The sequence below is a fragment of the Actinosynnema sp. NPDC091369 genome, from assembly GCF_044757065.1.
In the GTDB taxonomy this organism is placed as follows: domain Bacteria; phylum Actinomycetota; class Actinomycetes; order Mycobacteriales; family Pseudonocardiaceae; genus Actinosynnema.
Window position 1 is genome coordinate 463,865 of record NZ_JBIVUG010000006.1, and the last position, 24,339, is coordinate 488,203.

At 71.9% G+C, this 24,339-nt stretch carries 22 protein-coding genes; 8 read left to right on the top strand and 14 right to left on the bottom strand.

The features are described from left to right. Positions 1 to 41: 41 nt before the first annotated feature. On the bottom strand, positions 42 to 665 hold the full coding sequence (locus ACIQMJ_RS25425) for a mycothiol-dependent nitroreductase Rv2466c family protein (protein WP_499763477.1): 624 nt from the start codon (positions 663 to 665) through the stop codon (positions 42 to 44). Between the two features lie 218 nt (positions 666 to 883). Here ACIQMJ_RS25425 and pepN point away from each other — a divergent pair, with 218 nt between their 5' ends. Beyond that, on the top strand, positions 884 to 3,445 hold the full coding sequence (pepN, locus tag ACIQMJ_RS25430; protein WP_499763478.1) for an aminopeptidase N: 2,562 nt from the start codon (positions 884 to 886) through the stop codon (positions 3,443 to 3,445). A gap of 27 nt (positions 3,446 to 3,472) precedes the next feature. Here the strand turns inward: pepN and ACIQMJ_RS25435 are convergent, their stop codons facing one another. Next, positions 3,473 to 4,351: a helix-turn-helix domain-containing protein gene (locus ACIQMJ_RS25435; RefSeq protein ID WP_499763479.1), complete on the bottom strand. Its 879-nt coding sequence runs from the start codon at positions 4,349 to 4,351 to the stop codon at positions 3,473 to 3,475. Between the two features lie 214 nt (positions 4,352 to 4,565). Between ACIQMJ_RS25435 and ACIQMJ_RS25440 the strand changes: the two genes are divergently transcribed. Together ACIQMJ_RS25440 and ACIQMJ_RS25445 are read left to right on the top strand one after the other, a co-directional pair. Then, positions 4,566 to 5,408 carry a helix-turn-helix domain-containing protein gene (locus ACIQMJ_RS25440; RefSeq protein ID WP_499763480.1) on the top strand — a complete coding sequence of 281 codons (843 nt, stop codon included), beginning with the start codon at positions 4,566 to 4,568 and terminating at the stop codon, positions 5,406 to 5,408. Further along, entirely contained in the window at positions 5,405 to 5,566 is a 162-nt protein-coding gene (locus ACIQMJ_RS25445; RefSeq protein ID WP_499763481.1) for a DUF397 domain-containing protein, read from the top strand. Before ACIQMJ_RS25440 ends, ACIQMJ_RS25445 begins: the two co-directional genes overlap by 4 nt. 46 nt (positions 5,567 to 5,612) lie before the next feature. Here the strand turns inward: ACIQMJ_RS25445 and ACIQMJ_RS25450 are convergent, their stop codons facing one another. After that, a complete protein-coding gene (locus ACIQMJ_RS25450; protein ID WP_499763482.1) occupies positions 5,613 to 6,098 on the bottom strand; it encodes a DUF5130 family protein in 486 nt (161 codons plus the stop codon). Further along, positions 6,085 to 6,330 carry an aa3-type cytochrome oxidase subunit CtaJ gene (ctaJ, locus tag ACIQMJ_RS25455; protein WP_106615147.1) on the bottom strand — a complete coding sequence of 82 codons (246 nt, stop codon included), beginning with the start codon at positions 6,328 to 6,330 and terminating at the stop codon, positions 6,085 to 6,087. The genes ACIQMJ_RS25450 and ctaJ overlap by 14 nt, the downstream gene beginning before the upstream one ends. A gap of 578 nt (positions 6,331 to 6,908) precedes the next feature. Here ctaJ and ACIQMJ_RS25460 point away from each other — a divergent pair. Then, positions 6,909 to 7,091 (top strand): hypothetical protein, encoded by a 183-nt coding sequence (locus ACIQMJ_RS25460; protein ID WP_499763483.1) that lies wholly within the window; start codon positions 6,909 to 6,911, stop codon positions 7,089 to 7,091. Positions 7,092 to 7,106: 15 nt separating this feature from the next. On the opposite strand, the gene ACIQMJ_RS25465 is transcribed toward ACIQMJ_RS25460, so the two are convergent. Next, complete coding sequence (locus tag ACIQMJ_RS25465) at positions 7,107 to 7,772, bottom strand: HNH endonuclease (protein WP_499763484.1); 666 nt, start codon at positions 7,770 to 7,772, stop codon at positions 7,107 to 7,109. 151 nt (positions 7,773 to 7,923) lie between these two features. Between ACIQMJ_RS25465 and ACIQMJ_RS25470 the strand changes: the two genes are divergently transcribed. Both ACIQMJ_RS25470 and ACIQMJ_RS25475 read left to right on the top strand, forming a co-directional pair. Further along, positions 7,924 to 10,017 (top strand): prolyl oligopeptidase family serine peptidase, encoded by a 2,094-nt coding sequence (locus ACIQMJ_RS25470; RefSeq protein WP_499763485.1) that lies wholly within the window; start codon positions 7,924 to 7,926, stop codon positions 10,015 to 10,017. Between the two features lie 55 nt (positions 10,018 to 10,072). Further along, entirely contained in the window at positions 10,073 to 10,960 is an 888-nt protein-coding gene (locus ACIQMJ_RS25475; protein WP_499763618.1) for a mechanosensitive ion channel family protein, read from the top strand. A 46-nt stretch (positions 10,961 to 11,006) separates the two neighbouring features. Here the strand turns inward: ACIQMJ_RS25475 and ACIQMJ_RS25480 are convergent, their stop codons facing one another. Next, entirely contained in the window at positions 11,007 to 12,371 is a 1,365-nt protein-coding gene (locus tag ACIQMJ_RS25480) for an NsdA family TPR-like regulatory protein (RefSeq protein WP_499763486.1), read from the bottom strand. Between the two features lie 147 nt (positions 12,372 to 12,518). Between ACIQMJ_RS25480 and ACIQMJ_RS25485 the strand changes: the two genes are divergently transcribed. Together ACIQMJ_RS25485 and ACIQMJ_RS25490 are read left to right on the top strand one after the other, a co-directional pair. Continuing rightward, positions 12,519 to 12,905: a globin gene (locus ACIQMJ_RS25485; protein WP_499763487.1), complete on the top strand. Its 387-nt coding sequence runs from the start codon at positions 12,519 to 12,521 to the stop codon at positions 12,903 to 12,905. Positions 12,906 to 12,962: 57 nt separating this feature from the next. Beyond that, a complete protein-coding gene (locus ACIQMJ_RS25490) occupies positions 12,963 to 14,558 on the top strand; it encodes a glycoside hydrolase family 13 protein (RefSeq protein WP_499763488.1) in 1,596 nt (531 codons plus the stop codon). Between the two features lie 14 nt (positions 14,559 to 14,572). Here the strand turns inward: ACIQMJ_RS25490 and ACIQMJ_RS25495 are convergent, their stop codons facing one another. The 8 genes from ACIQMJ_RS25495 to ACIQMJ_RS25530 form a co-directional block, all read right to left on the bottom strand. Continuing rightward, positions 14,573 to 15,013: an NlpC/P60 family protein gene (locus ACIQMJ_RS25495; protein ID WP_499763489.1), complete on the bottom strand. Its 441-nt coding sequence runs from the start codon at positions 15,011 to 15,013 to the stop codon at positions 14,573 to 14,575. A 62-nt stretch (positions 15,014 to 15,075) separates the two neighbouring features. Next, entirely contained in the window at positions 15,076 to 16,479 is a 1,404-nt protein-coding gene (locus ACIQMJ_RS25500) for a CHAP domain-containing protein (RefSeq protein WP_499763490.1), read from the bottom strand. Positions 16,480 to 16,532: 53 nt separating this feature from the next. Then, on the bottom strand, positions 16,533 to 18,002 hold the full coding sequence (locus ACIQMJ_RS25505) for a glycoside hydrolase family 19 protein (RefSeq protein ID WP_499763491.1): 1,470 nt from the start codon (positions 18,000 to 18,002) through the stop codon (positions 16,533 to 16,535). Positions 18,003 to 18,158: 156 nt separating this feature from the next. Next, positions 18,159 to 21,212 (bottom strand): AfsR/SARP family transcriptional regulator, encoded by a 3,054-nt coding sequence (locus ACIQMJ_RS25510; protein ID WP_499763492.1) that lies wholly within the window; start codon positions 21,210 to 21,212, stop codon positions 18,159 to 18,161. A gap of 93 nt (positions 21,213 to 21,305) precedes the next feature. Continuing rightward, positions 21,306 to 21,932 carry a DUF8010 domain-containing protein gene (locus ACIQMJ_RS25515; RefSeq protein WP_499763493.1) on the bottom strand — a complete coding sequence of 209 codons (627 nt, stop codon included), beginning with the start codon at positions 21,930 to 21,932 and terminating at the stop codon, positions 21,306 to 21,308. Then, on the bottom strand, positions 21,925 to 22,356 hold the full coding sequence (locus ACIQMJ_RS25520) for an acyl-CoA thioesterase (RefSeq protein ID WP_499763494.1): 432 nt from the start codon (positions 22,354 to 22,356) through the stop codon (positions 21,925 to 21,927). Before ACIQMJ_RS25520 ends, ACIQMJ_RS25515 begins: the two co-directional genes overlap by 8 nt. 50 nt (positions 22,357 to 22,406) lie before the next feature. After that, positions 22,407 to 23,324: a DNA glycosylase AlkZ-like family protein gene (locus ACIQMJ_RS25525; RefSeq protein WP_499763495.1), complete on the bottom strand. Its 918-nt coding sequence runs from the start codon at positions 23,322 to 23,324 to the stop codon at positions 22,407 to 22,409. Further along, complete coding sequence (locus ACIQMJ_RS25530) at positions 23,321 to 24,328, bottom strand: LacI family DNA-binding transcriptional regulator (protein ID WP_499763496.1); 1,008 nt, start codon at positions 24,326 to 24,328, stop codon at positions 23,321 to 23,323. The genes ACIQMJ_RS25525 and ACIQMJ_RS25530 overlap by 4 nt, the downstream gene beginning before the upstream one ends. Positions 24,329 to 24,339: the final 11 nt, after the last annotated feature.

A 24,339-nucleotide genomic window follows, 5' to 3' on the forward strand; every position in this document is an offset into this window, starting at 1 on the left:
CTCCAGGACGAAACTCGCCCAAGAGTGTCACACCGAGCGCGTCAGGAGAAGTCCAGTCCCCCGGTCCGGGTGCGCTTGAGCTCGAAGAAGTACGGGAAGCCCGCCAACGCCCGAGCGCCGTCGAACACCTTCACGGCGTCCTCGCCCCGCGGGATCTTGGAGAGCACGGGCCCGAAGAACGCCACGCCGTCGATGTGGATCGTGGGCGTGCCCACGTCCATGCCGACCGGGTCCATGCCGCGGTGGTGGCTGGCCCGCAGGTCCTCGTCGTGCTCGTCGGTGTGCGCGGCCGCGGCCAGCTCCGCCGGCAGGTTCACGTCCTCCAGCGCCAGCTTGATGGCCTGGTCGTAGTCGCGCTCGCTACCGAGACCCTCGTTGTGGATGCGGGTGCCGAGCGCGGTGTAGAGGTCGCGCAGCACGTCGTCGCCGTGCGCCTTGGCCGCCGCGATGGCCACCCGCACCGGGCCCCAGCCCCGGTCGAGCAGCTCGCGGTAGTCGTCCGGCAGGTCGCGGCCCTCGTTGAGCACGGACAGGCTCATGACCCGGAAGTTCAGGTCGAGGTCGCGCTGCTTCTCCACTTCGAGGATCCACCGGGACGAGATCCACGCGAACGGGCAGATCGGGTCGAAGTAGAAGTCGACCTTAGTGCGTCCCTCTGTCGACATGCGGTGTTCCCTCCGTGGCTGTTCGTGAGCGTGCGCCTGGTTCGGCACTCCCATCGTGCTCAACCAGCCGACCGGGCGCAGTCTTCCCTCGGACGCCAGTCCACTTCCGCGGGTCCCACGTGATTGGATGCGACTGTCGTGTTCACCGACTCGACACCCTTCCCCGTTCCGACGACGTCGGCGTCGAGGTCCCGTGGCGCCGGCAGACGAGGTGACCAGTGGCGGCACCCAACCTGACCCGCGACCAGGCGCAGCAGCGCGCCGCGCTGCTGGAGGTCGACTCCTACCGGATCGAACTGGACCTGACCGACGGTGGCGGCAAGCCCGGCTCGGACACGTTCCGCTCGACGACGACGGTCGCGTTCCGCAGCCGGACGCCCGGCGCGTCCTCGTGGGTCGACATCGTGGCCGCCAACGTGCACCGCGCCGTGCTCAACGGGCACGAGCTCGACGTCTCCTCCTACCGCGAGGAGGACGGCGTCCACCTGCCCGACCTGGCCGAGGTCAACGAGCTGACGATCGAGGCCGACTGCCGGTACATGAACACCGGCGAGGGCCTGCACCGCTTCGTCGACCCGGTCGACGGCGAGGTGTACCTGTACTCGCAGTTCGAGACGGCGGACGCCAAGCGCATGTTCGCCTGCTTCGACCAGCCCGACCTCAAGTCGGTCTACGACCTCACGGTCACCGCGCCGCACCACTGGAAGGTCGTCTCCAACTCGGCGATCGAGTCCACTGTGGACGGCACAGGCGGCGCGGACAAGCACGTCTTCGCCACCACCAAGCCCATGTCGACGTACCTGGTCGCGCTGGTCGCGGGCCCGTACGCGGAGTGGCGCGACGAGTTCCGCGACGGCGACACCACGATCCCGCTGGGCATCTACTGCCGCGCCTCGCTCGCGCCGCACATGGACGCCGAGCGGTTGTTCACCGAGACCAAGCAGGGTTTCGGCTTCTACCACAAGGCGTTCGGGGTCACCTACCCGTTCGGCAAGTACGACCAGTGCTTCGTGCCCGAGTTCAACGCGGGCGCGATGGAGAACGCGGGCTGCGTCACGTTCCTGGAGGACTACGTCTTCCGCAGCCGCGTCACCCGCTACCTCTACGAGCGCCGCGCCGAGACCGTGCTGCACGAGATGGCGCACATGTGGTTCGGCGACCTGGTCACCATGCGCTGGTGGGACGACCTGTGGCTGAACGAGTCGTTCGCCACCTGGGCGTCGGTGCTGGCGCAGGCCGAGGCGACCGAGTACCGGCAGGCGTGGACGACGTTCGCCAAGATCGAGAAGTCGTGGGCGTACCGGCAGGACCAGCTGCCGTCCACGCACCCGGTGGCCGCCGACATCCCGGACCTCCAGGCGGTCGAGGTCAACTTCGACGGCATCACCTACGCCAAGGGCGCGTCGGTGCTCAAGCAGCTGGTGTCGTACGTGGGGCTGGAGAACTTCCTGTCCGGCCTGCGGGTCTACTTCGGCAAGCACGCGTGGGGCAACGCCACGCTGGCCGACCTGCTCAACGCGCTGGAGGAGGCGTCCGGCCGCGACCTGTCGTGGTGGAGCGCCCAGTGGCTGGAGACCACCGGCCTCAACCTGCTGCGGCCCAAGTTCTCCGTGGACGCCGAGGGCAGGTTCACCGAGTTCGCCGTGCTGCAGGGCGGGGCGCGTCCGGGCAAGGGCGAGCTGCGCACGCACCGGTTGGCGATCGGCGTGTACGACTCCGACGACTCCGGCAAGCTCGTGCGCACGCACCGCGTCGAGCTGGACGTGTCCGGCGAGCGCACCGAGGTGCCCGACCTGGTCGGCGTGCCGCGCGGCAAGCTGGTGCTGGTCAACGACGACGACCTCACCTACTGCACGATGCGGCTGGACGCGGACTCGCTGGCGTCGCTGATCGACCACATCGCTGACATCGCCGAGCCGCTGCCGCGCACGCTGTGCTGGTCGGCGGCGTGGGAGATGACGCGCGAGGCCGAGCTGAAGGCCCGCGACTTCGTGAACCTGGTGCTCGGCGGCCTGCACGCGGAGACCGAGGTCGGCGTGGTGCAGCGGCTGCTGCTCCAGGCGCAGACGGCGCTGTCGTCCTACGCGGACGTGTCGTGGCGCGACGAGGGCTGGCGGCGGTTCACCACGAAGACGCTGGAGCTGGCGCGGGCCGCCGAGCCCGGTTCGGACCACCAGCTCGCGTTCGTGAACGCGCTGGCCGGCTCCGTGCTGGACGAGGCCACGCTGGCCGTCGTGCGCGGGTGGCTGGACGGCACGGACGTGCTCGACGGCCTCGACGTGGACACCGACCTGCGCTGGCGGCTGCTGCACGCGCTGGTCGCGCACGGCGCGGCCGACCTGGACGAGATCGGGGCCGAGGAGGAGCGCGACCCGACCGCCACCGGCCGCCGCAAGGCCGAGTCGGCCCGCGCGCTGCGGCCGACGGTCGACGCCAAGACCGAGGCGTGGGACCGTGCGGTGAACGACGACGAACTGCCCAACGCGGTGTCGGAGGCGATCATCGCGGGCATCCAGCACCCGGGTCAGAAGGCCCTGTTGCAGCCGTTCGTCGCGCGGTACTTCGCCGACGTGGCCGACGTCTGGGAGCGCCGGTCGAGCGAGCGCGCCCAGTCGATGGTCGTCGGCCTGTTCCCGTCGTGGTCCATCTCGAAGGAGACGGTCACGGCGGCGGACGAGTGGCTCGCCCAGGAGCGCCCGCCCGCCCTGCGGCGGCTGGTATCGGAGGGCCGCGCGGGCATCGTGCGCGCCCTGGCGGCCCAGGAGTTCGACCGGTCCTGAGCCGGGTGTGACGGGCGGGGCGGCGCTTCAGGCGTCGCCCCGCTTCGCGTCCGGGGCCGACCGGTGGTCGCGGTCGTAGGCGTCGGCCCAGCGGGCGAACACGTCGCGGGACTGGACCGGGCTCAGCACCAGGCTCTCCAGGTGGCGCATCTTCGCCTCGTAGGCGGCGATCGCGGTCGGCTCGTCGTGGAACACCGTCGCGATCTCCGTCTCGGCGTAGGCCAGCGGCTTGAGCGGTGACGGGAACGTCAGCAGGGTGCCCGGGTGGCGCAGGACCGAGTGCGGCTCCGCGCTCATCGGGATGATCCGCGGGCTGATCCGCGCCCAGCCGCACATCAGCGTCAGCCGCAGCAGCTGGTCCCGCATGACCTTGGCGTCGCCGACGACGAGCCGCAACGCCGCCTCGTGCACGTAGATCACGGTCTCCGGGCCGCCCGGCCGGCGCAGGGTCTCCTGCCTGGCCATCCGCGCCTCGGTCGCGTCGTGGTCCCCCGTCAGCGCGTACGCGTAGTCCTCGGTCTGCGCCAGGCTCGGGATCACCAGCGGCTCGTAGGTCGTCAGCGTGAGGGCCGCGTGCTCGTGCACGTACACCGCGGTGATCGCGTCCGGCCCCGGGTCGTGCCGCCGCACGAAGTTGCCCGAGTCGGACTCGCTCGCGATGGCGAGGATGCGGTCGCGGGTCGGTTTGTCCGCGCCGCAGCGACCGAGCAGCGTCCCGATTTCCCACGGGCTCGTGCCACGACTCCCCGTCTCCAGTTTCGACAGCTTGCCCAAGGACCACCCCAGGGCGTCGGCGAGGAAGCCCGACGACATCCGGGCCTTGTGCCGGACGCGACGCAATTCCTCGCCCAATTCACGGCTACGGGCGGTGCTCAACCGGGTAGCCGGCTTTTCTTCGGTTTCCACGAAACCCCCTCGACCGCACAAGAGGAAAAGGATGCGACGGGGTGGCGGGCAGCCGCGGGCTCACCGTGCCGCACCACCCCGTCGCACATGGCCGACCAGTGTGCGGGCTGGTCGGTGGCTTGTTGCACAACACTTTGTCCGGACCGCAACAAGGGGTCAATACCCTTTTCGAGCGAGAGACTTGACCACCGGTCCCGCTCTAGGATCGCTTTCCATGAACCGCAATACCTCGAAGGCCATCGCATTGGGCGCGCGTCTGCGCAACGCACGTACGACTAACAACTTGAGCCAGCGCGCACTGGCGAAGAAGATTGGTGTCGTACATTCGTTGCTCTCGCGCAACGAGAACGGCCAGCGGGTGCCGACCCGGACCGAAGTCCTCCGCATCCTCGAACCGCTCGTCATCCCCGATCGGGAACGCGAAGAAATCCTGGAGATGACCGAGGACCCGAGCGGGTCGCCCCTGACGGTGATCGACCTGCCGGAGCGCCGCGCCCAGATCGCGGCCCTCGTGGAGGTCGAGCAGATGGCCAGGGAGATCGTGAGCTGGTCGCCGCTGATCATCCCCGGCCTGCTCCAGGTCAGCGCCTACACCCGCACGATCATGGAGGCCGTCCCCGTGCCCCACGAGGAGATCGCCACCCGGGTCGCGGTCCGGATGGGCCGACGCGACATCCTCACGCGGCGCAACCCGGTCCGCTACACCGCCCTGATCGGCGAAGGCGTGCTGAGCCAGACGATCGGCGGCACGGCGGTCATGGCCGAGCAGCTCGACCACCTGCTGATGATGAGCGCGCACGAGAACGTGGACCTGCGGATCGTGCCCGCGGCGACCGGGTGGCACCCCGGGCTCTGCGGCTCGTTCCAGCTGATCAAGTGCGAGGGCACGGCGTTCGTGCACCTGGAGAACCCCGTCAGCGCCGTCTTCGTGCAGGAGACCGAGGCGGTAGCCGGGTTCGAGCGGTCCGTGCCAGAGTTGCTGGAGGTCGCGATGAGCCCGGAGCGGTCCTTCGAACTCATCGCGAAGGAGGTGCAGCGCACGACGGGAGTCGCATGACACTGCGGTGGAAGAAGTCGGGCAGGAGCGCGAGCGGCGACTGCGTCGAGGTGGCGAACCACCTCGGCGCGGTGCGGGACAGCAAGAACCCCGGGGTCGTGCTGGAGGTCAGCCCGGACCGGTTGAGGGAGTTCGTGGACGCGCTCAAGTCCAGGTAACGCAAAGGCCCCGGCGACTGCGCCGGGGCCTTCACTTCGTCGTTCGTCAGGCGTGCTTCGGCGCGCGACCCGCCTGGTCGGTCAGCATCCGCAGGCCGCTCACCAGGCCGCCGGCGAGGTCGCCCTCCTTGAAGGAGGCGACCATGCTCATGACGGCCAGCTTCGCGCCGCGGTCGGCGATGCGGCGGTGGGACTCGTCGCCCGTCACCACCTCGACCCGGCGCTCACCGGGCGACACGGCGATCAGCACGGCGTGCGTCGGGCGCGTGGTGCCCGCGTGCAGCTCCTCGGCCTTGGCTCGGGACTCCGCGCCCAGCTCGCCGAGGTACACGCTGAAGTCCAGCCCGGTGGTGCGGCTGGCCAGCGTCAGCGCCTCGTCCAGGCTCGCCAGCTGCACCGGCGTGAACGGCAGGCTCGGCGCGTGCGGCTCGTACATCTTCGCGGCGGAGATCCGGCCGCTGTTGGTGACGGCGGCACCCATCGGCAGGTCCGAGGGGTCCACCTCCACCCTCGTCAGCTCACCAGTTGCCACGGGCACCTCCCTTGGCGGTCCGGCCCTCGGCCGGCGCCGTGACGGCCTGGTGCGCGCCGCCGGGCAGGCCGGCCGGGTTCGCCGTCCACCAGACGGGGGCGTAGTTCCACTCCTGGCCGGGCCGGTACCGCTGAATGCGGGTGGCCTTCGGCCTCAGCGTCAGTAGCGTGATCACGCCGTAGATGGCCAGCGGGATCAGCGCGAAGACGAGCACGGTCTCCACGATGGTCACGCCGGTTACGGTAACCGATCGTCCAGGTCAGGTCGGGGTGAGGGCACCCGTTCCCGCACGGGCGGGCCCGGCGGGCCGCGCGGGGCCGCGCCGGGGCCACCTCCAACTGTGAACGAGGCTTTGTCGGGCCGGCCGGCCACCACGCGTACGGCGGTGACCACGTCGTGGAACGCCCGCCCCGGCTCCGCACCCCCGTCGACCACCGGCGCCAGCCCCGGCCACGTGGCATCGCGGCGTGTGATCTGGCCGACCCCTTACCTGCGACGACGTCACCCTCGGTGTCCATCGGTGCCGGATGCACCAGCTCCGGCGCTCGATCGTCGCAGTCCGTACACCCGGACGGTCTTCCCCCGGACGGAGGCGAATGGCGGCCGGTTTGGCGTCTTGTCCTGGGCCCACTCGGCTTCTAGCTTTTCACCTGTACGGGTCTTGCGCATCCGATTCCGGAGACCAATTCCCGCCCAATGAGTCTCGGAGGACACGACATGTACACCATGAACCTTGTTCTGGTCGCCGCCCTCACTCTTTCGTCGTACACCCAATCGGCGCAGAGCGTTACCACTGTTCAGCCTCAGGCAGTGCTCGCCGAGTCGGTGCGCATCACCTCCGACGACTCCGTCCGGATCACGGCGGAGGGCTCCGTCCGGATCACCGGGTCCGACACGGACTCCGTGCGCATCACGATGGCGAGCTCCGTCCGCATCACGTCGGGCTCGGTGCGCATCACCGACACCGCCGAGGGCCGAGCCCCGGCGGTGTGAGGGCAAGAGGTCTCGCTAAGCCGCGGGCTCGCCGAGGTAGGGCAGCCAGAGCGGGTCGGCCTCGGTGACGCCGGCCAGCAGCCGCCAGTGCGGCCCGCGGGGCGCGTTCGGGACCACGCGCAGGCGCCACCCCAGCTCGGACAGGAGCTTGTCGGCCTTGCGGTGGTTGCACTTCGCGCAGCACGCCACGCAGTTCGTCCACGAGTGGGGGCCGCCCCGGCTGCGCGGCACGACGTGGTCGATCGTCTCGGCCCGCCCGCCGCAGTACGCGCAGCGGTACCGGTCGCGGTGCATCAACCCGGCCCGGGTGAGCGGGACGCGGCCCCGGTAGGGCACCCGCACGTAGTTCGCCAGCCGGATCACCGACGGCACGACCACCTCGGACGTCGAGGAGTGGACGACGGCCCCGGCCGGGTCGCCGTGCACGACCTCGGCCTTCCCGCACACCACGAGGACCACCGCGCGCCGCAGCGGCAGCGCGGTGAGCGGTTCGAACGTGGCGTTGAGCAGGAGGACCTTGCGCCTGCCCCAGGGCAGGACCACGGGCGCCTGACCGGCTCCCTGCCCGTCGGCCACGGAGTGCACGGCGCTCACCGCGAGCTGTTTTTGGCCGGACGGGACCGACGACGCGATCCCGGCGTTCACCAGGGCGCCGATCGGGGTGGGTTGTCGGTCTGGCACGCGACCACCTCCACCGGTTCAGTGCTAGCAGACCACAGATCGACCCCAAAAATCACCTGTGATATGTGACGTGTCACGAAGCCGGGACCAAAACTTCGGTGAACGGACCCAATCGGACATGGTTTTCATCACCCGCGCTACCCTCGGCGAGGTGACCGAAGCCTCCCGCGCAGCGCTGCCTGCGACGATCACCTATCCCGCCGCGTCGCGGCTCGACCTCGTCGAGGACCTGCACGGACACGCGGTCGAAGATCCGTACCGCTGGCTCGAAGACCCTGCGGACCCCCGCACCGCCGCGTGGTCGGCCGAGCAGGACGACCTGGCGCGGTCGTGGCTGGACGCCATGCCCGGCCGGGACGCGCTGGCCGCCCGCCTGGGTGAGCTGCTGCGGACCGGGTCCGTGGGCACGCCCGTGTGGCGGGCCGGCCGCGCGTTCTACACCCGGCGCGGTCCGGACCAGGACCACCCGGTGCTGTACGTGCGGGTGGACGGCGTCGAACGGGTGCTGCTGGACGTCTCGCGGCTCGACCCGTCCGGGCGGACGACGCTCGACCGGTGGTCGCCGTCCCGGGAGGGCACGCGGCTGGCGTACCAGGTGTCCGTGGGCGGCGACGAGCACTCGTTGCTGCACGTCGTGGACGTCGACACGGGCGAGCTGCTGGACGGCCCGATCGACCGGTGCCGGTACTCGCCGGTGGGCTGGCTGCCCGGCGGCGAGGAGTTCTTCTACGTGCGGCGGGTCGACCCCGCGCTGGTGCCCGAGGACGAGCGGCTGTTCCACCGGCGCGTGTGGCGGCACCGCGTCGGCACGCCCGCGTCGCAGGACGTGAACGTGCACGGCGACGGGCTGGACCACACGTACTACTACGGGCTGTCGCTGTCGGAGGACGCGCGGTGGCTGATCGTGAACGGCGCGCCCGGCACCGTGCGGCGGGACTCGGTGTGGATCGCCGACCTGCACTCGTCCGGCGAGCTGACGCCGGTCGTGCGCGACTCCGACGGGGTGCAGTGCTCGGCGTGGGTCGCGCCGGACGGGCGGCTCTACCTGCGGACCAGCCTGGACGCGCCCCGGTTCCGGCTGTGCGTGGCGGACCCGGCGACTCCGACGGCGTGGACCGAGCTGGTGGGCGAGCAGCCGGACTCGGTGCTGGACGACGTGCACTGGCTGGACGGTTCGCTGGTGCTGCTGCGGACCCGGCACGCGGTGTCCGAGCTGCACCTGCACTCCCCCGCGACCGGCGAGCACCTCGGCGTGGTCCCGATGCCCGGCCCGGGGTCGGTGCACGGGTTGTCCACAACCGACGCGCTCACCGTTGCCGATCGGGACGTGCTGTGGTTCGGCTGGTCGGACTTCGTCACGCCCCTGTCGGTGTACCGGTACTCGCCGGCCACCGGCCGGACGGAGCTGGACGCGGCGGCACCCGGAACGGTGACCCTGCCGGAGTTGTCCACACAACAGGTCTCGTACACGTCGTCGGACGGCACGGTCGTGCGAATGTTCGTGGTGTCCGGCGAGCAGCACCCGGACCTGCCCCGGCCGACGCTGCTCACCGGGTACGGCGGGTTCGCGGTGGGCCGCGGCCCGGGGTACAGCGCGACCGCGCTGGCGTGGGTCGAGGCGGGCGGCGTGTGGGCGCACGCGTCGTTGCGCGGCGGCGACGAGGAGGGGGAGGAGTGGCACCGGGCGGGGATGCGCGAGCGCAAGCAGAACGTGTTCGACGACTTCCACGCGGCGGCCGAGCGGCTGATCCGCGACGGCTGGACCACGCCGCAGCAGCTGTCGATCATGGGCGGGTCGAACGGCGGGCTGCTCGTCGGCGCGGCGCTGACGCAGCGGCCGGAGCTGTACGCGGCGGTGGTGTGCTCAGCGCCACTGCTGGACATGGTCCGGTACGAGAACTTCCTGCTGGGGCGGCTGTGGGCGGAGGAGTACGGCTCCGCGTCCGTGCCCGAAGAGCTGGCCTGGCTGCTGGCCTACTCCCCGTACCACCGGGTCCGGCCCGGGGTTGAGTACCCTTCGGTCCTGTTCACGGTCTTCGAGTCGGACAGCCGCGTGGACCCCAACCACGCCCGGAAGATGTGCGCGGCACTCCAGCACGCGACGTCGAGTGACCCGACCAAGCACCCGGTGCTGCTCCGCCGCGAGACCGAGGTGGGGCACGCGGGCCGATCGGTGAGCCGGTCGGTCGGCCTGGCCGTGGACCAGTTGACGTTCCTGGCCTGGGCTACCGGCCTGGAGTTGTGAGTGGAGGACTGAGCAGGTGCAGGACGTGCAGCCGATCCCGACGCCGACGCCGCCGATGTTCGACGTGGAGTCGACCCTCGCCGTCGAGTGGTGGGTGACCAACGGTCCGAAGATCGCCGAGGGCGCGGTGCGGATCGCGTTGACGCTGATCATCGCCGTGGTGGTCCGGTTCCTGCTCCGCCGGTTGATCGACCGGATGACCCGGGGCAACGGCGGGCGCAAGCCGAAGCTGCTCAAGCCGCTGCGCGAGCGCGCTCCCCAGGCGCTGGGCGCGTTGGTCTCCGAGCGGCGCGAGCAGCGGGCCAAGACCATCGGCTCGGTGCTCAAGTCGTTCGTCACGATCATCGTGTTCGGCGTGGCGTTCATCCAGGTGCTCACCGAGCTGGGCATGAACCCCGCGCCCATCCTGACCTCGGCGGGCATCCTCGGCGTCGCGATCGGCTTCGGCGCGCAGAACCTGGTCAAGGACTTCCTGTCCGGCATGTTCATGATGCTGGAGGACCAGTACGGCGTCGGCGACGTGGTCGACCTCGGCCCGGCGACCGGCACGGTCGAGTCGGTGGCGCTGCGGATCACCACGATCCGCGACACCAACGGCACGGTCTGGTACGTCCGCAACGGCGAGATCCTGCGGGTCGGCAACTCGTCGCAGGGCTTCGCGGTCGCGGTGGTCGACCTGCCGCTGGCCTACGGCGCCAACCTGGCCTCGGCGACCGAGGTGCTGACCGAGGCCGTGACCGCCGCCACGGGCGAGGAACCGCTGGCCAAGGACGTGATCGACAAGCCGCAGGTGCTCGGCGTGGAGAAGGTCACGCCCGAGGGCATCACGATGCGGGTGACGGTGAAGGTCCGGCCGGGCCGCCAGTGGGCCGTCCAGCGGGCGTTGCGGGCCAAGCTGATGCCCGCGCTGGACGAGTCGGGCATCTCGATCAAGTCGACCTGAGCCACGTGGCCGGTCCGGGCGGGCTGCCCGGACCGGCCACCCCCCGTCACGCCGCGACGAGCGCGGCGAGCGTGTCGGCCAGCAGCCGCGCGTCCTTCGCGCGGGCGGCGTCGGCGGCGGCACGGCCGCGGATGACCTCGATCCGGTCGAACGTCCGGGTGGAGCTGATCCGGCCGGCCGGGGCCAGCACCGTGGTCGCCAGGCGGTTCGCCTCCGCGTGCTCGCCCTGGAGCACGCGGACGCCGACCAGCGAGATGACGTCGAACAGGTTCGACCGCCGGTAGGTCTCGCGGCGCAGGCGCAGCGCCTCGGCCAGGTGCGGTTCGGCCCGGCCCTCCGTGCCGGGCCGGTGCTCGGCCGCCGTCCGGTACGACAGGGCCGCCATGCCCTCCAGGCCCGCCCGGTCGAAGTACGACAGCCAGCCGGGCGTCCCGCCGGGGTCGGCCCGCGCGAACCGCTCCTGCGCGGCTCCCAGCGCCCGGTCCACCGCCTCGACGTCGCCCAGGGTGGCGTGGGCCCACGCCTCGCAGGTGGAGAGCATCGCCGACGCCATCGGCACGAGCCCGCGCCCCGAGCCCCGGCGGGCCAGCGCGACCAGGGACAGCGCCTCCCGCGGCTTGCCCACGTGCACCATCTGGCGCGCCATCCGGGACAGGACCTCGACCCCCAGCCCGGTGTCACCGGCCCGCTTGGCGCAGTGCAGCGCCAGGGTGAAGTACCGCTGCGCGGTCGCCTGGAGGCCCACGTCGTGCGACATCCACCCGGCCAACCGGGCGAGGTCCGCGGTCGAGCGGAACAACCGGCGCCCGATCGGTTCCGGGTAGGAGTGGTCGAGCAGGTCCGTCATCGCCTTGAGCTGCCCCACCACCGCCTCGCGGTACAGGCCGCCGCCGCGCTGGGCGTCCCAGGCCCAGAACGTCCTGGTCGCGGCCTCGATCTCGGCGATCTCCGCGGTGCCGATCCGGCCCGGACCCAGCGCCGGGGCCGGTGCCGCGTCGCCGGGGTCCAACCACCCGGCAAGGCGTCCCTCCAGCACCGCCCCGGTGGCCAGGGCGGCGGTCGCGCCGAGCACGTCCCTGCGCTTGATCATCAGATCGCTCCTCGTGAAGTCCTGCAACGTCGCCACCAGCGCGCGGTGGTCCCACGACACGTCGTCGCGGGCCGGCGCGGTCAACCCCAGGTCCGCCGGCGTGCACGGCGTGCCCAGCCGCTCGGCGAACAACGCCGCCAGCAGCTCCGGCACCGGGTGCCGCGGCTGCTCGCCCTCCAGCCACCGCCGCACCCGGGAGCTGTCCGGCGCGACGTTGAACCCCCGCGCCCGACCGAGCCGCCCGACGGCGCGCGCGAGTTCGAGCTGCGTCCACCCACCCCGCCGGAACCAGCTCAGCAGCGCCTCGTTCGAGCCGCCCATGTCGTGTCCTCCCTCGCGGCAGGAGATGCCGGGGCCAGGATGCGGGGCGGCGTGACGCGTCCACCACCGGTCGCGGTGATGCGCCAGACGTTCGCCAACCCCCGCCCGGCGTGGGCTGCCCACCGGTGGCTGAGGCAGGATGGAGGGGTGACCACTCCTCCGGAGAACTTCTACGAAGCAGTGGGCGGGTACGAGACGTTCCACAAGATCGTCGCGCGCTTCTACGAGGAAGTGGCCAACGATCCCGTCCTGCGTCCGATGTACCCCGAGGAAGACCTCGGCCCCGCCGAGGAGCGCTTCCGGCTGTTCCTCATGCAGTACTGGGGCGGGCCGCACACGTACTCCGACAACCGCGGTCATCCCCGGTTGCGGATGCGTCACGCCCCGTTCGTGATCGGTCCCGTGGAGCGGGACGCGTGGTTGCGCTGCATCAAGGTGGGCGTCGACTCCGTTGAGCTGTCGCCCGAACACCGCAAGCAACTGTGGGCTTACCTCGAAATGGCCGCAAACAGCATGATGAACGCCTGGGTGTGATTCTTGATCACCCGAACGGGGTCGTGGTGTCGGTCGCGAATGGCAGGATGACTCCTCGTGCGACGATCCTCCGATCTACAACCAGAGATCGCCGACGAGTCCGCCTGGTGGCGTGACGCCGTCTTCTACCAGGTCTACGTCCGATCGTTCGCCGACGCGAACGGTGACGGCGTGGGCGACCTCGACGGTATCCGCTCCCGGCTCGGCTACCTCGAACTGCTCGGCGTGGACGCCCTCTGGCTCACGCCGTTCTTCACCTCGCCCATGGCCGACCACGGCTACGACGTGGCCGACCCGCGTGACGTCGACCCGCTGTTCGGCGACCTGGCCGCGTTCGACCGGCTGGTCACCGAGGCGCACGCGCACAACCTCCGGGTCACCATCGACCTCGTGCCGAACCACACCAGCGACCGGCACGCCTGGTTCCAGGCCGCGCTGCGGGCCGGGCCCGGCTCGGTCGAGCGGGACCGGTTCGTGTTCCGCGACGGCGGCGGGTTCGACGGGTCCGTGCCACCGAACAACTGGCCGAGCCAGTTCGGCGGCCCGGCGTGGACCCGGGTGCCCGACGGGCAGTGGTACCTGCACCTGTTCGCGCCCGAGCAACCGGACCTGAACTGGGACAACGCCGAGGTCGCCGCCGACCTCGCGCGCACGCTGCGGTTCTGGCTCGACCGCGGGGTGGACGGGTTCCGCATCGACGTCGCGCACGGCATGGCCAAGCCCTACGGGTTGCCGAACCTCGATCCGCGGGTCGAACTGGGCGCGGGCGTGCTGCACGACAACGCGCTGGACCCCCGGTTCGACAACGACGGCGTGCACGAGATCCACCGGATGATCCGCAAGGTCATCGACGAGTACCCGGGCCGGATGGCCGTCGGCGAGATCTGGGTGAAGGACGACGAGCGGTACGCCCGGTACCTGCGGCCCGACGAGCTGCACCTCGGGTTCAGCTTCCGGTTCCTCGAAGCGCCGTTCGACGCGGACGGCGTCCGCTCGGCCATCGAGCACGGGCTGAGCGCGGTGCGCGGCGTGGGCGCGCCGCCGACCTGGACGCTGTCCAACCACGACGTGCCGCGGCACGTGACGCGGTACGGCGGCGGCGCGATCGGCGCGCAGCGGGCACGGGCGATGACGCTGGTCGAGCTGGCGCTGCCCGGCGTGGTCTACCTCTACAACGGCGAAGAGCTCGGCCTGCCGGACGTGGAGCTGCCCGAGTGGGCGTTGCAGGACCCGATCTGGCTGCGCTCCGGCCACACCCTGCGCGGTCGTGACGGCTGCCGCGTCCCGCTGCCGTGGGAGGGCGACACGCCCCCGTTCGGCTTCTCCGAGGGCGTGACCACCTGGCTGCCGCAGCCGAACGAGTGGGCCGGCCTGACCGCCGAGTCGCAGCTGGAAGACCCCGACTCGATGCTGTCGTTCTACCGGCACGCCCTGGAGCTGCGGAAGTCGCACGGCGCGTTCAACGGCGACGAGCTGGAGTGGTACGGCGCACCGCCCGGCTGCTTCGCGTTCCGGCGCAAGGGCGGCGGCCTGATCTGCGCCCTGAACACCTCCGGCGCACCCGTGCCCCTGCCACCGGGCGAGGTCCTGCTGGCCAGCGGCCCGATGGCGGGCAACCAACTCCCGCCGGACACCGCGGTCTGGCTGGTCTGACCGGTTCGGAGGGGTCAGCGGTCCGGCTCGACGACGTGGTCGAGCCGGTAGGGTCGGTAGCCGCGCGGCCCGGTGTCGTAGGGGTAGACGAGCGTGCGGCGCACCGTGCCGAGCCCGCTGCACTGCTCGCGCCCCAGGTAGTGGGTGTGCCGGGCGTTCGCCCACGCCTCGAACAGCACCACGTGCCGGGTCGTCCGGTCCCCGGTCGGGTCGATCAGCACGTCGGCGGGCTGGAGGTCGTCCTCGCCGATCGGCGTGCTCACCACGACGAGGTCCACCGTGTTGAGCCCGCCGTGCGGCACGTCCGGCAACCCGAATGCCATCGACACGAACCCCGAGCAGTCGGTGCGGTAGGTGCCGTAGCGGTTGGTGTGGAACGCGGTCTGGCTGTAGGGCACGCGCACCCAGCTGGCGGCGCGTTCGAGGACTTCGGCCCTCGTGATCGGCACGGGCACGGCGGCTCCCTGGAACGGGTCGGGCCCCCGACCGGTGTGGTCGAGGGCCCGACGGGGATTGATCAGAAGCTGGTCACGTCGAACGAGGTCACGCCGTTGGCCAGCTCGTGCCAGGTGGTGCCGTACAGGCCACCGTCCTTGGCGACGAGGGTGTCGTCGGTCCGCTGGAAGCCGAGCCGGCCCGCCGCGGCGTCGATCTCGAGGTTCTTGACGCCCGACATCTGGTTGGCCCAGCCGGACTGGAGGCTGCCCGCCTTGACCGACGCGAGGCCGTTGGCGAAGACCACGCCGATCCAGTCGCCCGACAGCTCGAAGTCGGTCACGCCGTTGGTCTGCTCGACCCAGGTCGTGCCGTACAGGCCGCCTTCCTTGACCACGACCGAGCCGTCGGTGCGCAGCACGCCGATCCGGCCGGCGTTCGCGTCCAGCTCCAGGTGCTTGGCGTTGCCGAGCTGCGTGGTCCACGGCGCGTACAGGTTGCCCTGCTTGACCGAGACCGTGCCGGTGGTGGACACGAAGCCGATCCAGTCACCCGACAGCGCCAGCTCCGCGGCGCCGTTGGCCTGCTCGACCCAGCCGCCCTGGAGGCCGCCTTCCTTCACCGTGACCGTGCCGTCGGTGCGCAGCACGCCGATGCGGCCGGTGCGGGACTCCAGCACGAAGTCCTTCACGTTGCCGATCTGCGGGAACCACTCCTGGTACATGTCGCCCTGCTTGACGTGCAGGGTGCCGCCCGCGTCGACGACGCCCACCATGTCGCCGTGGAACTTCGCCTGCACGATGCCGCCGCCGTGCACGGGGGTCCACCCGGCGTTGAGCTCGCCCTGCTTGCCGGTGACCACGCCGCCACCGCCGAGGATGCCCACGCGCTTGGCCAGGACCGGGGTGGTGCCGGCGCCCGCCGGGCTGACGAACGCGGAGATCCGCTGACCCCCGATGTACTGGCCGACCCGGTGGCCGCCGGTGGCGTACTGCACCGACGAGGTGGTGGGCCCGCTGCCGCCGGAGTTGCCGTTGATCGTGGTCATCGAGGTGGCGGCGACCGAGTCGACGATGGACACGTGGTCGGCGTAGCCGTTGCCCTGGTAGTTCAGCACCACCGCGTCGCCGACCTGCGGCACGTAGCCCGCATCGGTGTGCAGGGTGCCGTTGTTGACGCCGTAGAGGTAGAAGCTGCCCGCGGCCGGGGTCAGGCGGTCGGTGTAGAGGCCCGCTCTGCCCCAGACCCAGCGGGCGAAGTCCGCGCACCAGGCGTGGGCCATGCGGCAGGAGTCCATGTAGCCCACGCCGCCGAGGCTGTTGGTGCTGCACGTCTGCTTGCCCAGGTTCGCCCTGGCCAGGTCGCGGATGTCCGTGCGGGCGTCGGCGACGGCGGAGCCCGCGGAGAGCAGGGTCAGGACGGGGGCGAGCACGGCGGCGGCGAGGGCGGTCGTGACGGTGCGGCGCACGGTCGTCTTGATGGACATGGTGGTGTTCCTCTCGATCAGGTGGTTCGAAGCGTCAACGGGATCGGGCGGGGTCAACGGGCGCAGTTGATGGCGGACTCGGGGACCGGCAGGCTGCCGCCGTTGAAGTGGGCGAGGGCGCGCTTGTAGGAGGCGCAGCGGTTGTTCGACTCGGTCGGGTCGAGCGCGTAGGAGTAGCCGATCGCGCGGCCGACCGCGCCCATGTCGTAGGCGTCCGCGGCCGCGTTGATGTTGCGGGCGACGGTCCAGTACCAGCCGGCGATCTTGGCGCTCCAGGCGAGAGAGGCGGCGTCGGACGGGTTGCCCGCGAAGTCGTGGCCGAGGCTCGCGCCGGCGGACTGGTAGTTGAACTGGCCGGTGAGCTGGATGAAGCCACGACCGCGGTAGATCGCGGTGCTGCCCGCCTCACCGGCGTTGTAGCGGAAGCCGCTCTCGTGCTTCAGGGTCGCCAGGAACGCGGCCTTGCGGGTCGGGGTGGTGATGCCCTTCTGCGCCATCACCTCGTTGAGGCCGGGCAGACCCGCCGCGACGGTGTCCGTGGCGTACGCGGAGCCGTAGATGGCGGTGATGTCGTTGATCGTCACGTGGCCCGCCGCGGAACCGGGCGTCGCCGTGGCCAGGCTCAGCTGCTTCACGCCGCTGGTCTGCTCGACCCAGGCGCCGTAGACGCCGCCGTCCTTGACGACCGCGGACCCGTTCGTCCGCAGCACGCCGATCCGGTCGCCGGAGATCTCGATGCTCTTGGCGTCGCCGAGCTGGTTCACCCACGGCGCGTAGAGGTTGCCCTCCTTGACGGTGGCCAGCCCGCCGGCCAGCACGACGCCGATGTGGCTGCCGGACAGCTCCAGGTCGATGACGCCGTTGGTCTGCTCGACCCAGCCGGACCAGAGGTTGGACTCCTTCACGGCCGCCGTGCCGTCGGTGCGGACGATGCCGATGCGGTCGCCGGACAGCTCCAGGTCCGCGACGCCGCCGATCTGCGGCACCCACCCGGCGTTCAGCCCGCCTTCCTTGACGTTCACCGAGCCGTCGGTGCCGACGATGCCGACGCGGTTGGGGGTGATCTCCACCTCCCGCACGCCGTTGGCCTGTTCGGACCAGCCGGCTTGGAGGCCGCCCTCCTTCACCGCCGCCGTGCCGTCGGTGCGGACGACGCCGATGCGGTCGCCGGCGAGGCGGAAGTCCTTGACGCCGTCCGCCTGGTGCGCCCAGCCGGCCCAGAGGTTCCCCTCCTTCACCCACAACTTGCCGCCGGTATCCAGCACGCCGATGCGGTCGCCCGCCACTTCGAACTTCTCGATCCCGGTCGACACGTTCTCGAGCCAGGACGAGTGCAGCGTGCCCTCCTTGATGTGCACGTCACCGGAGGTGGACAGCACGCCGACGCGGCTGGACCCGGGCGGCAGCTCGGCGGCCTGGGCGGCGGTGGTGAGCCCGGCCGTGGTCAGACCCGCGGTCAGCAGGCCGGCGACGACGGAGGCAGCGGCGACGCGGGTGGCGTTCCGGCTGGTGACGGTCTTCATCTCGGCTCCTTCGGAGGTGGTGCCCGGTGTGTTGGCACAACCCTGTCGCCGAGGGCTCCGAGAAAGCTGAAAGCGCGTTTTGAGGTCGTTTTGAGGTCGCCGCGGACATGCGGAAGGGCTGGGGGCCCACGACCCCCAGCCCTTCGTTACCGCTGGTCAGGAGACCTTCGTCGACTCCACCCAGGACGTCCGGGACGCGGTGGCGGCCGAGGGGCGCGGTTCGCCCGCCTCACGGCTGCCGTGCGCGGTGAAGATGCTCAACGCCTCGGTCCAGGTCTCGTCCGCCGCAGCCTGCTCGTCCAGGGCGAGGAGCGCGGCGGAGAGGTCCCGCAGCGTCCTGGCCCGCCACACCGGCAGCGCCAGGGACGTCCACCGGTGCAGCGCGTGCTCCAGGTACCGGCGGGCCATGTCCGGGCGGCCGGCGGCGAGCTCCAGCTCACCCAGGGTGCGCAGGACGAGCGCCTGCCCGAAGCCGTCCTGCATCTCGCCGCACGTGGTCAGGCACTCCAGCAGGTCGCTGCGCACCGCGTCGCCGCGGCCCTGGCGGATGCGCACCTTGGCCAGCGCCTGCACGGCGTACGCGGACATCAGTCGGTCGCCCAGCCCTCGCAGCACGCGCACCGCCTCGGCGCAGTGCTCGGCGGCCTCGTCCCAGCGGCCCGCGGCCCGGTGCACGATGCCCACCGAGCGCAGGGCGATGGCCTCGCTGTGCCGGTCGCCCGTCTCCCGGTAGCAGTCCAGCGTCCGCACGCAGTTCTCCAGCGCCCGGTCCAGCTCGCCCTTCTCGGTCAGCACGCGGCCCAGGGCGTGCAGGGCCTGGGCGGCCAGGCGCCCGTCGCCGCGGTCCCGCAGCACGGGCAGCGCCAGCTCCAGCAGCTCTTCCGCCCGGTCCAGCTCGCCGCGCTCGCGCAGCGCGGTGCTGAGCGACAGCCGCGTCGACGCCTCGCCCAGCTCGTCGCCGCCGTCGCGGAAGGCGTCGAGCGCCTGCCCGTAGTACGACGCGGCCTCGTCGAAGCGGTCCTGCTCGTAGCACAGCCAGCCCAGGCCGGACAGCAGCCGCGCCTCGCCCGCCCGGTCACCGGTGCGGCGTGCCGCCGCCAGGGCCGACGAGTGCGTGCGCCACCACTGGCCGAACAGGTTGCGCACCGCGAACCGGGACGAGCACAGCGTCGCGGCCAGGCGCGTGGCCACGTCGGTCAGGTCCAGCTCGGACACCCGTTCCACGACGCCGACCAGCGCCGCCTGCTCGGCGTCGAACCACCCCTCCGGGTCGGCCACCACGTCGTCGGCCACGGCCGGGTCGAAGTAGCGGGCGTCGAGGGCGGCCGGCGTGCCGCCGAAGTTCGCGTGCGGCATCCGGCTGCCCGCCAGCTCCACCAAGGACAGCCACGCCTCGGCGGCTCGCGCGCAGGCCGCCTTCGCCTCCTCCGGCGGTTCCTCGGCCTCACCGCGCTCGCGGGCGAACGCCCGGGTAAGGTCGTGGACGCGGTAGCGCAGCGCCACGCCGTCGTCGGTGGCCGCGATGTCGAGCAGCTGCGAGTCGACCAGCCGTTCCACGACCTCCTCGGCCTCGTAGGGGTCGCAGTCGAGCAGCGGTGCGAGCAACCAACCGCCGAAGGTCGACACGTCGAGCAGCCCGAGACGGCGCAACGCGGTGCGCTCCCGGTCCCCCAGGCCGTCGTAGCTCAGCGCGAGGCTGTCGCGCACCTCCAGGTCGCCCAGGGTCAGCTCCTGGAGCACGCGCCGCTGCACGCCCAGCCGTTCGGCCAACCGCGACAGCTTCCACTGCGGGCGCGCGGCGAGCCGGGCCCCCGCGATGCGCAGCGCCAGCGGCAGGTGCCCGCACAGCCGGACGATCTCCCCGGCGGCGTCGGGCTCGGCCGGCACCCGGTCGTCGCCCACCACGCGGTCCAGCAGCTCCAACGCCTCGTCGTCGCGCAGCACGCGCAGGTGCAGCTGGACCGCGCCGCTGAGCGCGCCCAGGCGTTCGCGGCTGCTCACCAGCACCGCGCACGTCGCGCCACCGGGCATGAGCGGCCGGATCTGGCGTTCGTCGCTGGCGTCGTCCAGCACGATCAGCACCCGGCGGTCGGCCACCAGGGTGCGGTAGAGCTGGGCGCGCTCCTCCAGCTCGGCGGGGATGGCAGGCTCCGCCACGCCGAGGGCGCGCAGGAAGCCCGCCAGCACCTCGCCCGGATCGGCGGGCACGGCCTGCACGCCGCGCAGGTTCGCGTAGAGCTGGCCGTCCGGAAAGCGGTCGCGCACCTCGTGGGCGACGTGCGCGGCCAGCGTCGACTTGCCCGCGCCCGGCGGTCCGGAGATCGCGCACACCCGCACCGCGCCGGTGTCCGTCGTCAACCGCGCCACCAGGCGTTCCTGCTCGGCGACGCGACCGGTGAAGTCGCCGATGTCGAACGGCAGCTGGCTCGGCCTCGGCGCGGCCTGCGACGCCGCGTCGGCCGACCGCCCGTCCGCCGACCGCACGTCGGCGTCACCGCGCAGGATGCGCTCGTGGGTCGCGCGCAGCGCCGGTCCCGGCTCCAGGCCCAGCTCGTCGAGCAGGATCCGCCTGCCCTCCTGGTAGCTGGCCAACGCGTCCGCCTGCCGCCCGGCGTGGTGCAGGGCCAGCATGAGCTGGCCGCGCAGCCGTTCCCGCACCGGGTTCGCGGCCACCGCGGCGCTCAGCTCGACCACCAGCGACTCACCGCGCCCGATCGCGAGGTCGGCGTCGAACCGGTCCTCCAGCGCGGCGAGGCGCAGCTCCTCCAGCCGGGAGCGCTCACCCTCGGCCCAGGCGCCCTGCGCGCCACCCAGCGGGGTGCCGCGCCACACGCCCAGGGCGGTCGCGAACCGGATCGCCGCCCCTTCGAGGTCGCCCTCGGCCAGCGCCTTGCGCCCCTCGGTGACCTCGGCGGTGAACACGTGCAGGTCCACCTCGTCGAGGTCGGCGGCCAGCAGGTACCCGCCGCCGGAGCGCGACAGCACGTCGCCCAGCCCCCGGCGCAGGGACGAGACGTACGTGTAGATCGCCGACCGCGCCTGGTCCGGCGGCTGCTCGCCCCACACCGCGTCGACCAGCTGGTCGAGCGAGACCACCCGGCCCGCGTGGATCGCCAGCAGCGCCAGCAGCGTCTTGGGCTTCGGCCCGCCGACGGCTACCGGACCGCCTTCCACCCGGGCCTCGACCGGCCCCAGAACCTTGAACTCCACCCATGCCCCCTGTGACACCGCTGAACGACTCACAGTAGCCGGCGGTGACCACAAAGAGCACTCGGAAGAGTGATCTGTCAGGTCGGCAGGGGGTCAGACCAGCAGCGGCAGCATGGAGTGGCGGCGGCGGACCACCGCGCCGAAGCGGGCGTCGATGCGCAGCCACGCGTCGGTGGCGGTGATGCGGACGTCGTCGCCGCCCAGGAAACCCATGCCGGACAGGGCGAACAGGCAGCGCATCGGCACCTTCACGTCCAGGCCCGAACCGCTCACCGTGATCACGGTCTGGTCCAGCAGCGAGGCGGGCGGGGTGCCGCGCGGGCCCGCGTTCTCCCGGGCCACCTCCACGCCCTTCTCGGCCAGGTCCGACACGACGCTGCCGGGCAGCCGGTCCACCGGCAGCCAGCCCGCCGACGGCGGCAGCGCCGAGCGCCACATCATGTCCCGCGCCGGGCCGGGGTCGACGGTCTCGCTGCGCACCACGGCCAGGCCGGTGAGCAGGTCCGTGCCGGACACCGTCACGTCGCCGGGCGTGAGGCGACCGGCGACCGTGCGGGTGGCCAGCGTGTCGAACGGGGTCGCGACCCACGCGTCCACCAGGTCGCCGGACGCGCGGTTGCGCAGCCGCACGACCACCTGGGCGTCCAGGCGGACGGCACGGGCGACGAACGCGCCGAGGTCGTCCCGCTCGGCGGGATCGGCGAGGACCAGCTCAGGCACCATTACCTCCGGCACGCCAGCCCGCGAGGAAGTCGCGCTCGGCTTCGAGGAGACGGCGCGGGCGTCCGGCCGTCAGGTTGTACGGCACCATGAGGGTCTCGGCCGTCGCGACGACGGCGCTGCCCTCCTGGCGGCTGCCGCGGACCGCGTAGTCCAACGTGAACGACGCGGACTTCAATTCCCGCACCGACAGCTCCACCACGATCTCGTCACCGGTGAACACCAGCGGCGCGAGGTAGTCCACCACCAGCCGGGCCACGACCACGCCGTGCGACATCTCCGGCACCCCGTGGCGGGCGGCCTCGGTGAACAGCAGGTCGATGCGCGCCTCTTCCAGCAGGGTCACCGTGCTGGCGTGGTTGACGTGGCCGAACGCGTCCATGTCCGACCAGCGCGGGCGCACGCCCGTGACGAACACACCCAAGTTGAACGCGCCTCCCGGTGTCGATGCGTGGCAGTGACCTTATCCACGTGCTACGCCCAGGTTAAGCGGGCGTCCACGTCGAGGAATCGGCCCAGGTCGGCGACCTCGTCCGCGATGTCGGGACGCGCGCCGAACGGCCGCACGACGAAGTGCCCGCCGGTGCGCCGCCACACCGCCACCACCCGCCCGTCGACCACCACGTACGGGGTGAGGACACCGCCGCCGGTCTGCACGAGCGGCGCGCGCTCGGGGTCCAGCACCGCGGAGCGGTCCCGGTAGCCGAGCAGGTAGGGGTCGAAGTGGCCGAGCACCCGGACCGCGCCGGTCGGCTCGGCCGGTTCGTCGACCACCTCGGGCAGGTCCTTGATCCGCCGCTTGGGCAGGCCGCTCCACGCGGCGAAGTCGTCCGGCGTGGCCGGGCCGTAGGCACGCCGGTAGCGCCGCCACAGCTCGGCCACGTCACGCGGTGCGCACTCGATCCGCAGCAGCCGGTAGGTGTCGTCCAGGCCCCGGCACAGCACGCCCGAGTGCGCGGCGAACGCCAGCAGGTGGGCGGGCGCCTGGGACCTCGGGTCGAGCGCGATGCCGACCTCGGCGAGGCGGCGCACGAGTTCGGCGCGGTCCACCGGCTCGGTGAGAACTTCGCGGAGCGCGGGCAGCGCGCGCTCGCACAGCTCATCGGTGAGGCCGAGCTGGTCGCGGCGACGGCGTCCGGCGGCGATGAACGTCGGACCGAGCAGGTCCACGACCCACAGGTCGTCCTCGTGGAGCAGGTGAAGGGTGCCGCGCATTGCCCACGTGCGCACCAGAGGACCGTCGAGGGACCTCACGCCCCGGGCGCGCGCCGCGAGCCGTGCCGCCGGAACGTCCTGCGCTTGCAGGGCGAACACGGAGGCGAACAGGTCCGCCACGTCGGCGGCCGGGTGCGAGAGACGTTGGGCCCGCATCCGCTGCGCGGGCACGGTCATCTGGGGCGGGCGCCCGTCGAGCCGCGCACCACCAGTTCCGGCTGGAACACGAACTCCGCGTGCGTGCCCGAGAAGGAGCTCACCGACGTGCCGCCGATCTCCTCCAGCAACGCGTGCACGGCGGCCTGCCCCATCGCCTCGACCGGTTGGCGGATCGTGGTCAGCGGCGGGTCGGCGAACACGATCAGCGGCGAGTCGTCGAACCCCACGACGGAGACGTCGCGCGGCACGTTCAAGCCGCGCCGGCGGGCCGCGCGGATCGCGCCGAACGCCATCAGGTCGCTGCCGCACACGATCGCCGTGCAGCCGCGGTCCAGCAGGGCGTTGGCCGCCGCCTGGCCGCCCTCGACCGTGAACAGGGAGTGCTCGACCAGCTCGGAGGCCCGCGGGCGGACGAGCGTGAAGCCCTCCACCATGCGCTGCGCCGGCACGAACCGCGGCGGCCCCACGGCCAGGCCGATCTGCTCGTGCCCGAGTTCGACCAGGTGGGTGACCGCCAACCGGACGGCGGCGCGGTTGTCCACCGAGACGAACGGCGCGGACACCTGGTCGGTGTAGCCGTTGATCATCACGAACGGCACGCCGCGCCCGGCCAGCTTGACGTACCGGTCCTTGTCGGCGGTCGTGTCGGCGTGCAGCCCGGACACGAAGACGATGCCGGTGACGCCCCGGTCGACCAGCATCTCGGTCAGCTGGTCCTCGGTCGAACCGCCGGGTGTCTGCGTGCACAGCACCGGCGTGTAGCCGTCGCGCGTCAGCACCTGCTCGATGACCTGCGCGAACGCCGGGAAGATCGGGTTGTTCAACTCGGGGGTGATCAACCCGATCAACCCGGCGCTGCGCTGGCGGAGCCTGGGCGGGCGCTCGTAGCCGAGCACGTCCATCGCGGCGACCACCGCCTGGCGGGTCGCGGCCGAAACGCCTGGCTTGCCGTTGACCACTCGGCTGACCGTCGCCTCGCTCACGCCTGCCTGGGTCGCGATGTCACTGAGCCGCGCTGTCACACCGGGTGACT

Excerpts from the sequence above, each read along its gene's own strand:
- ACIQMJ_RS25425 (WP_499763477.1), bottom strand. The coding sequence starts at position 665 with ATGTCGACAGAGGGACGCACTAAGGTCGACTTCTACTTCGACCCGATC.
- ACIQMJ_RS25440 (WP_499763480.1), top strand. The coding sequence starts at position 4,566 with ATGAACCGCAATACCTCGAAGGCCATCGCATTGGGCGCGCGTCTGCGC.
- ACIQMJ_RS25445 (WP_499763481.1), top strand. The coding sequence starts at position 5,405 with ATGACACTGCGGTGGAAGAAGTCGGGCAGGAGCGCGAGCGGCGACTGC.
- ACIQMJ_RS25475 (WP_499763618.1), top strand. The coding sequence starts at position 10,073 with ATGTTCGACGTGGAGTCGACCCTCGCCGTCGAGTGGTGGGTGACCAAC.
- ACIQMJ_RS25480 (WP_499763486.1), bottom strand. The coding sequence starts at position 12,371 with ATGGGCGGCTCGAACGAGGCGCTGCTGAGCTGGTTCCGGCGGGGTGGG.
- ACIQMJ_RS25500 (WP_499763490.1), bottom strand. The coding sequence starts at position 16,479 with ATGTCCATCAAGACGACCGTGCGCCGCACCGTCACGACCGCCCTCGCC.
- ACIQMJ_RS25505 (WP_499763491.1), bottom strand. The coding sequence starts at position 18,002 with ATGAAGACCGTCACCAGCCGGAACGCCACCCGCGTCGCCGCTGCCTCC.
- ACIQMJ_RS25525 (WP_499763495.1), bottom strand. The coding sequence starts at position 23,324 with ATGACCGTGCCCGCGCAGCGGATGCGGGCCCAACGTCTCTCGCACCCG.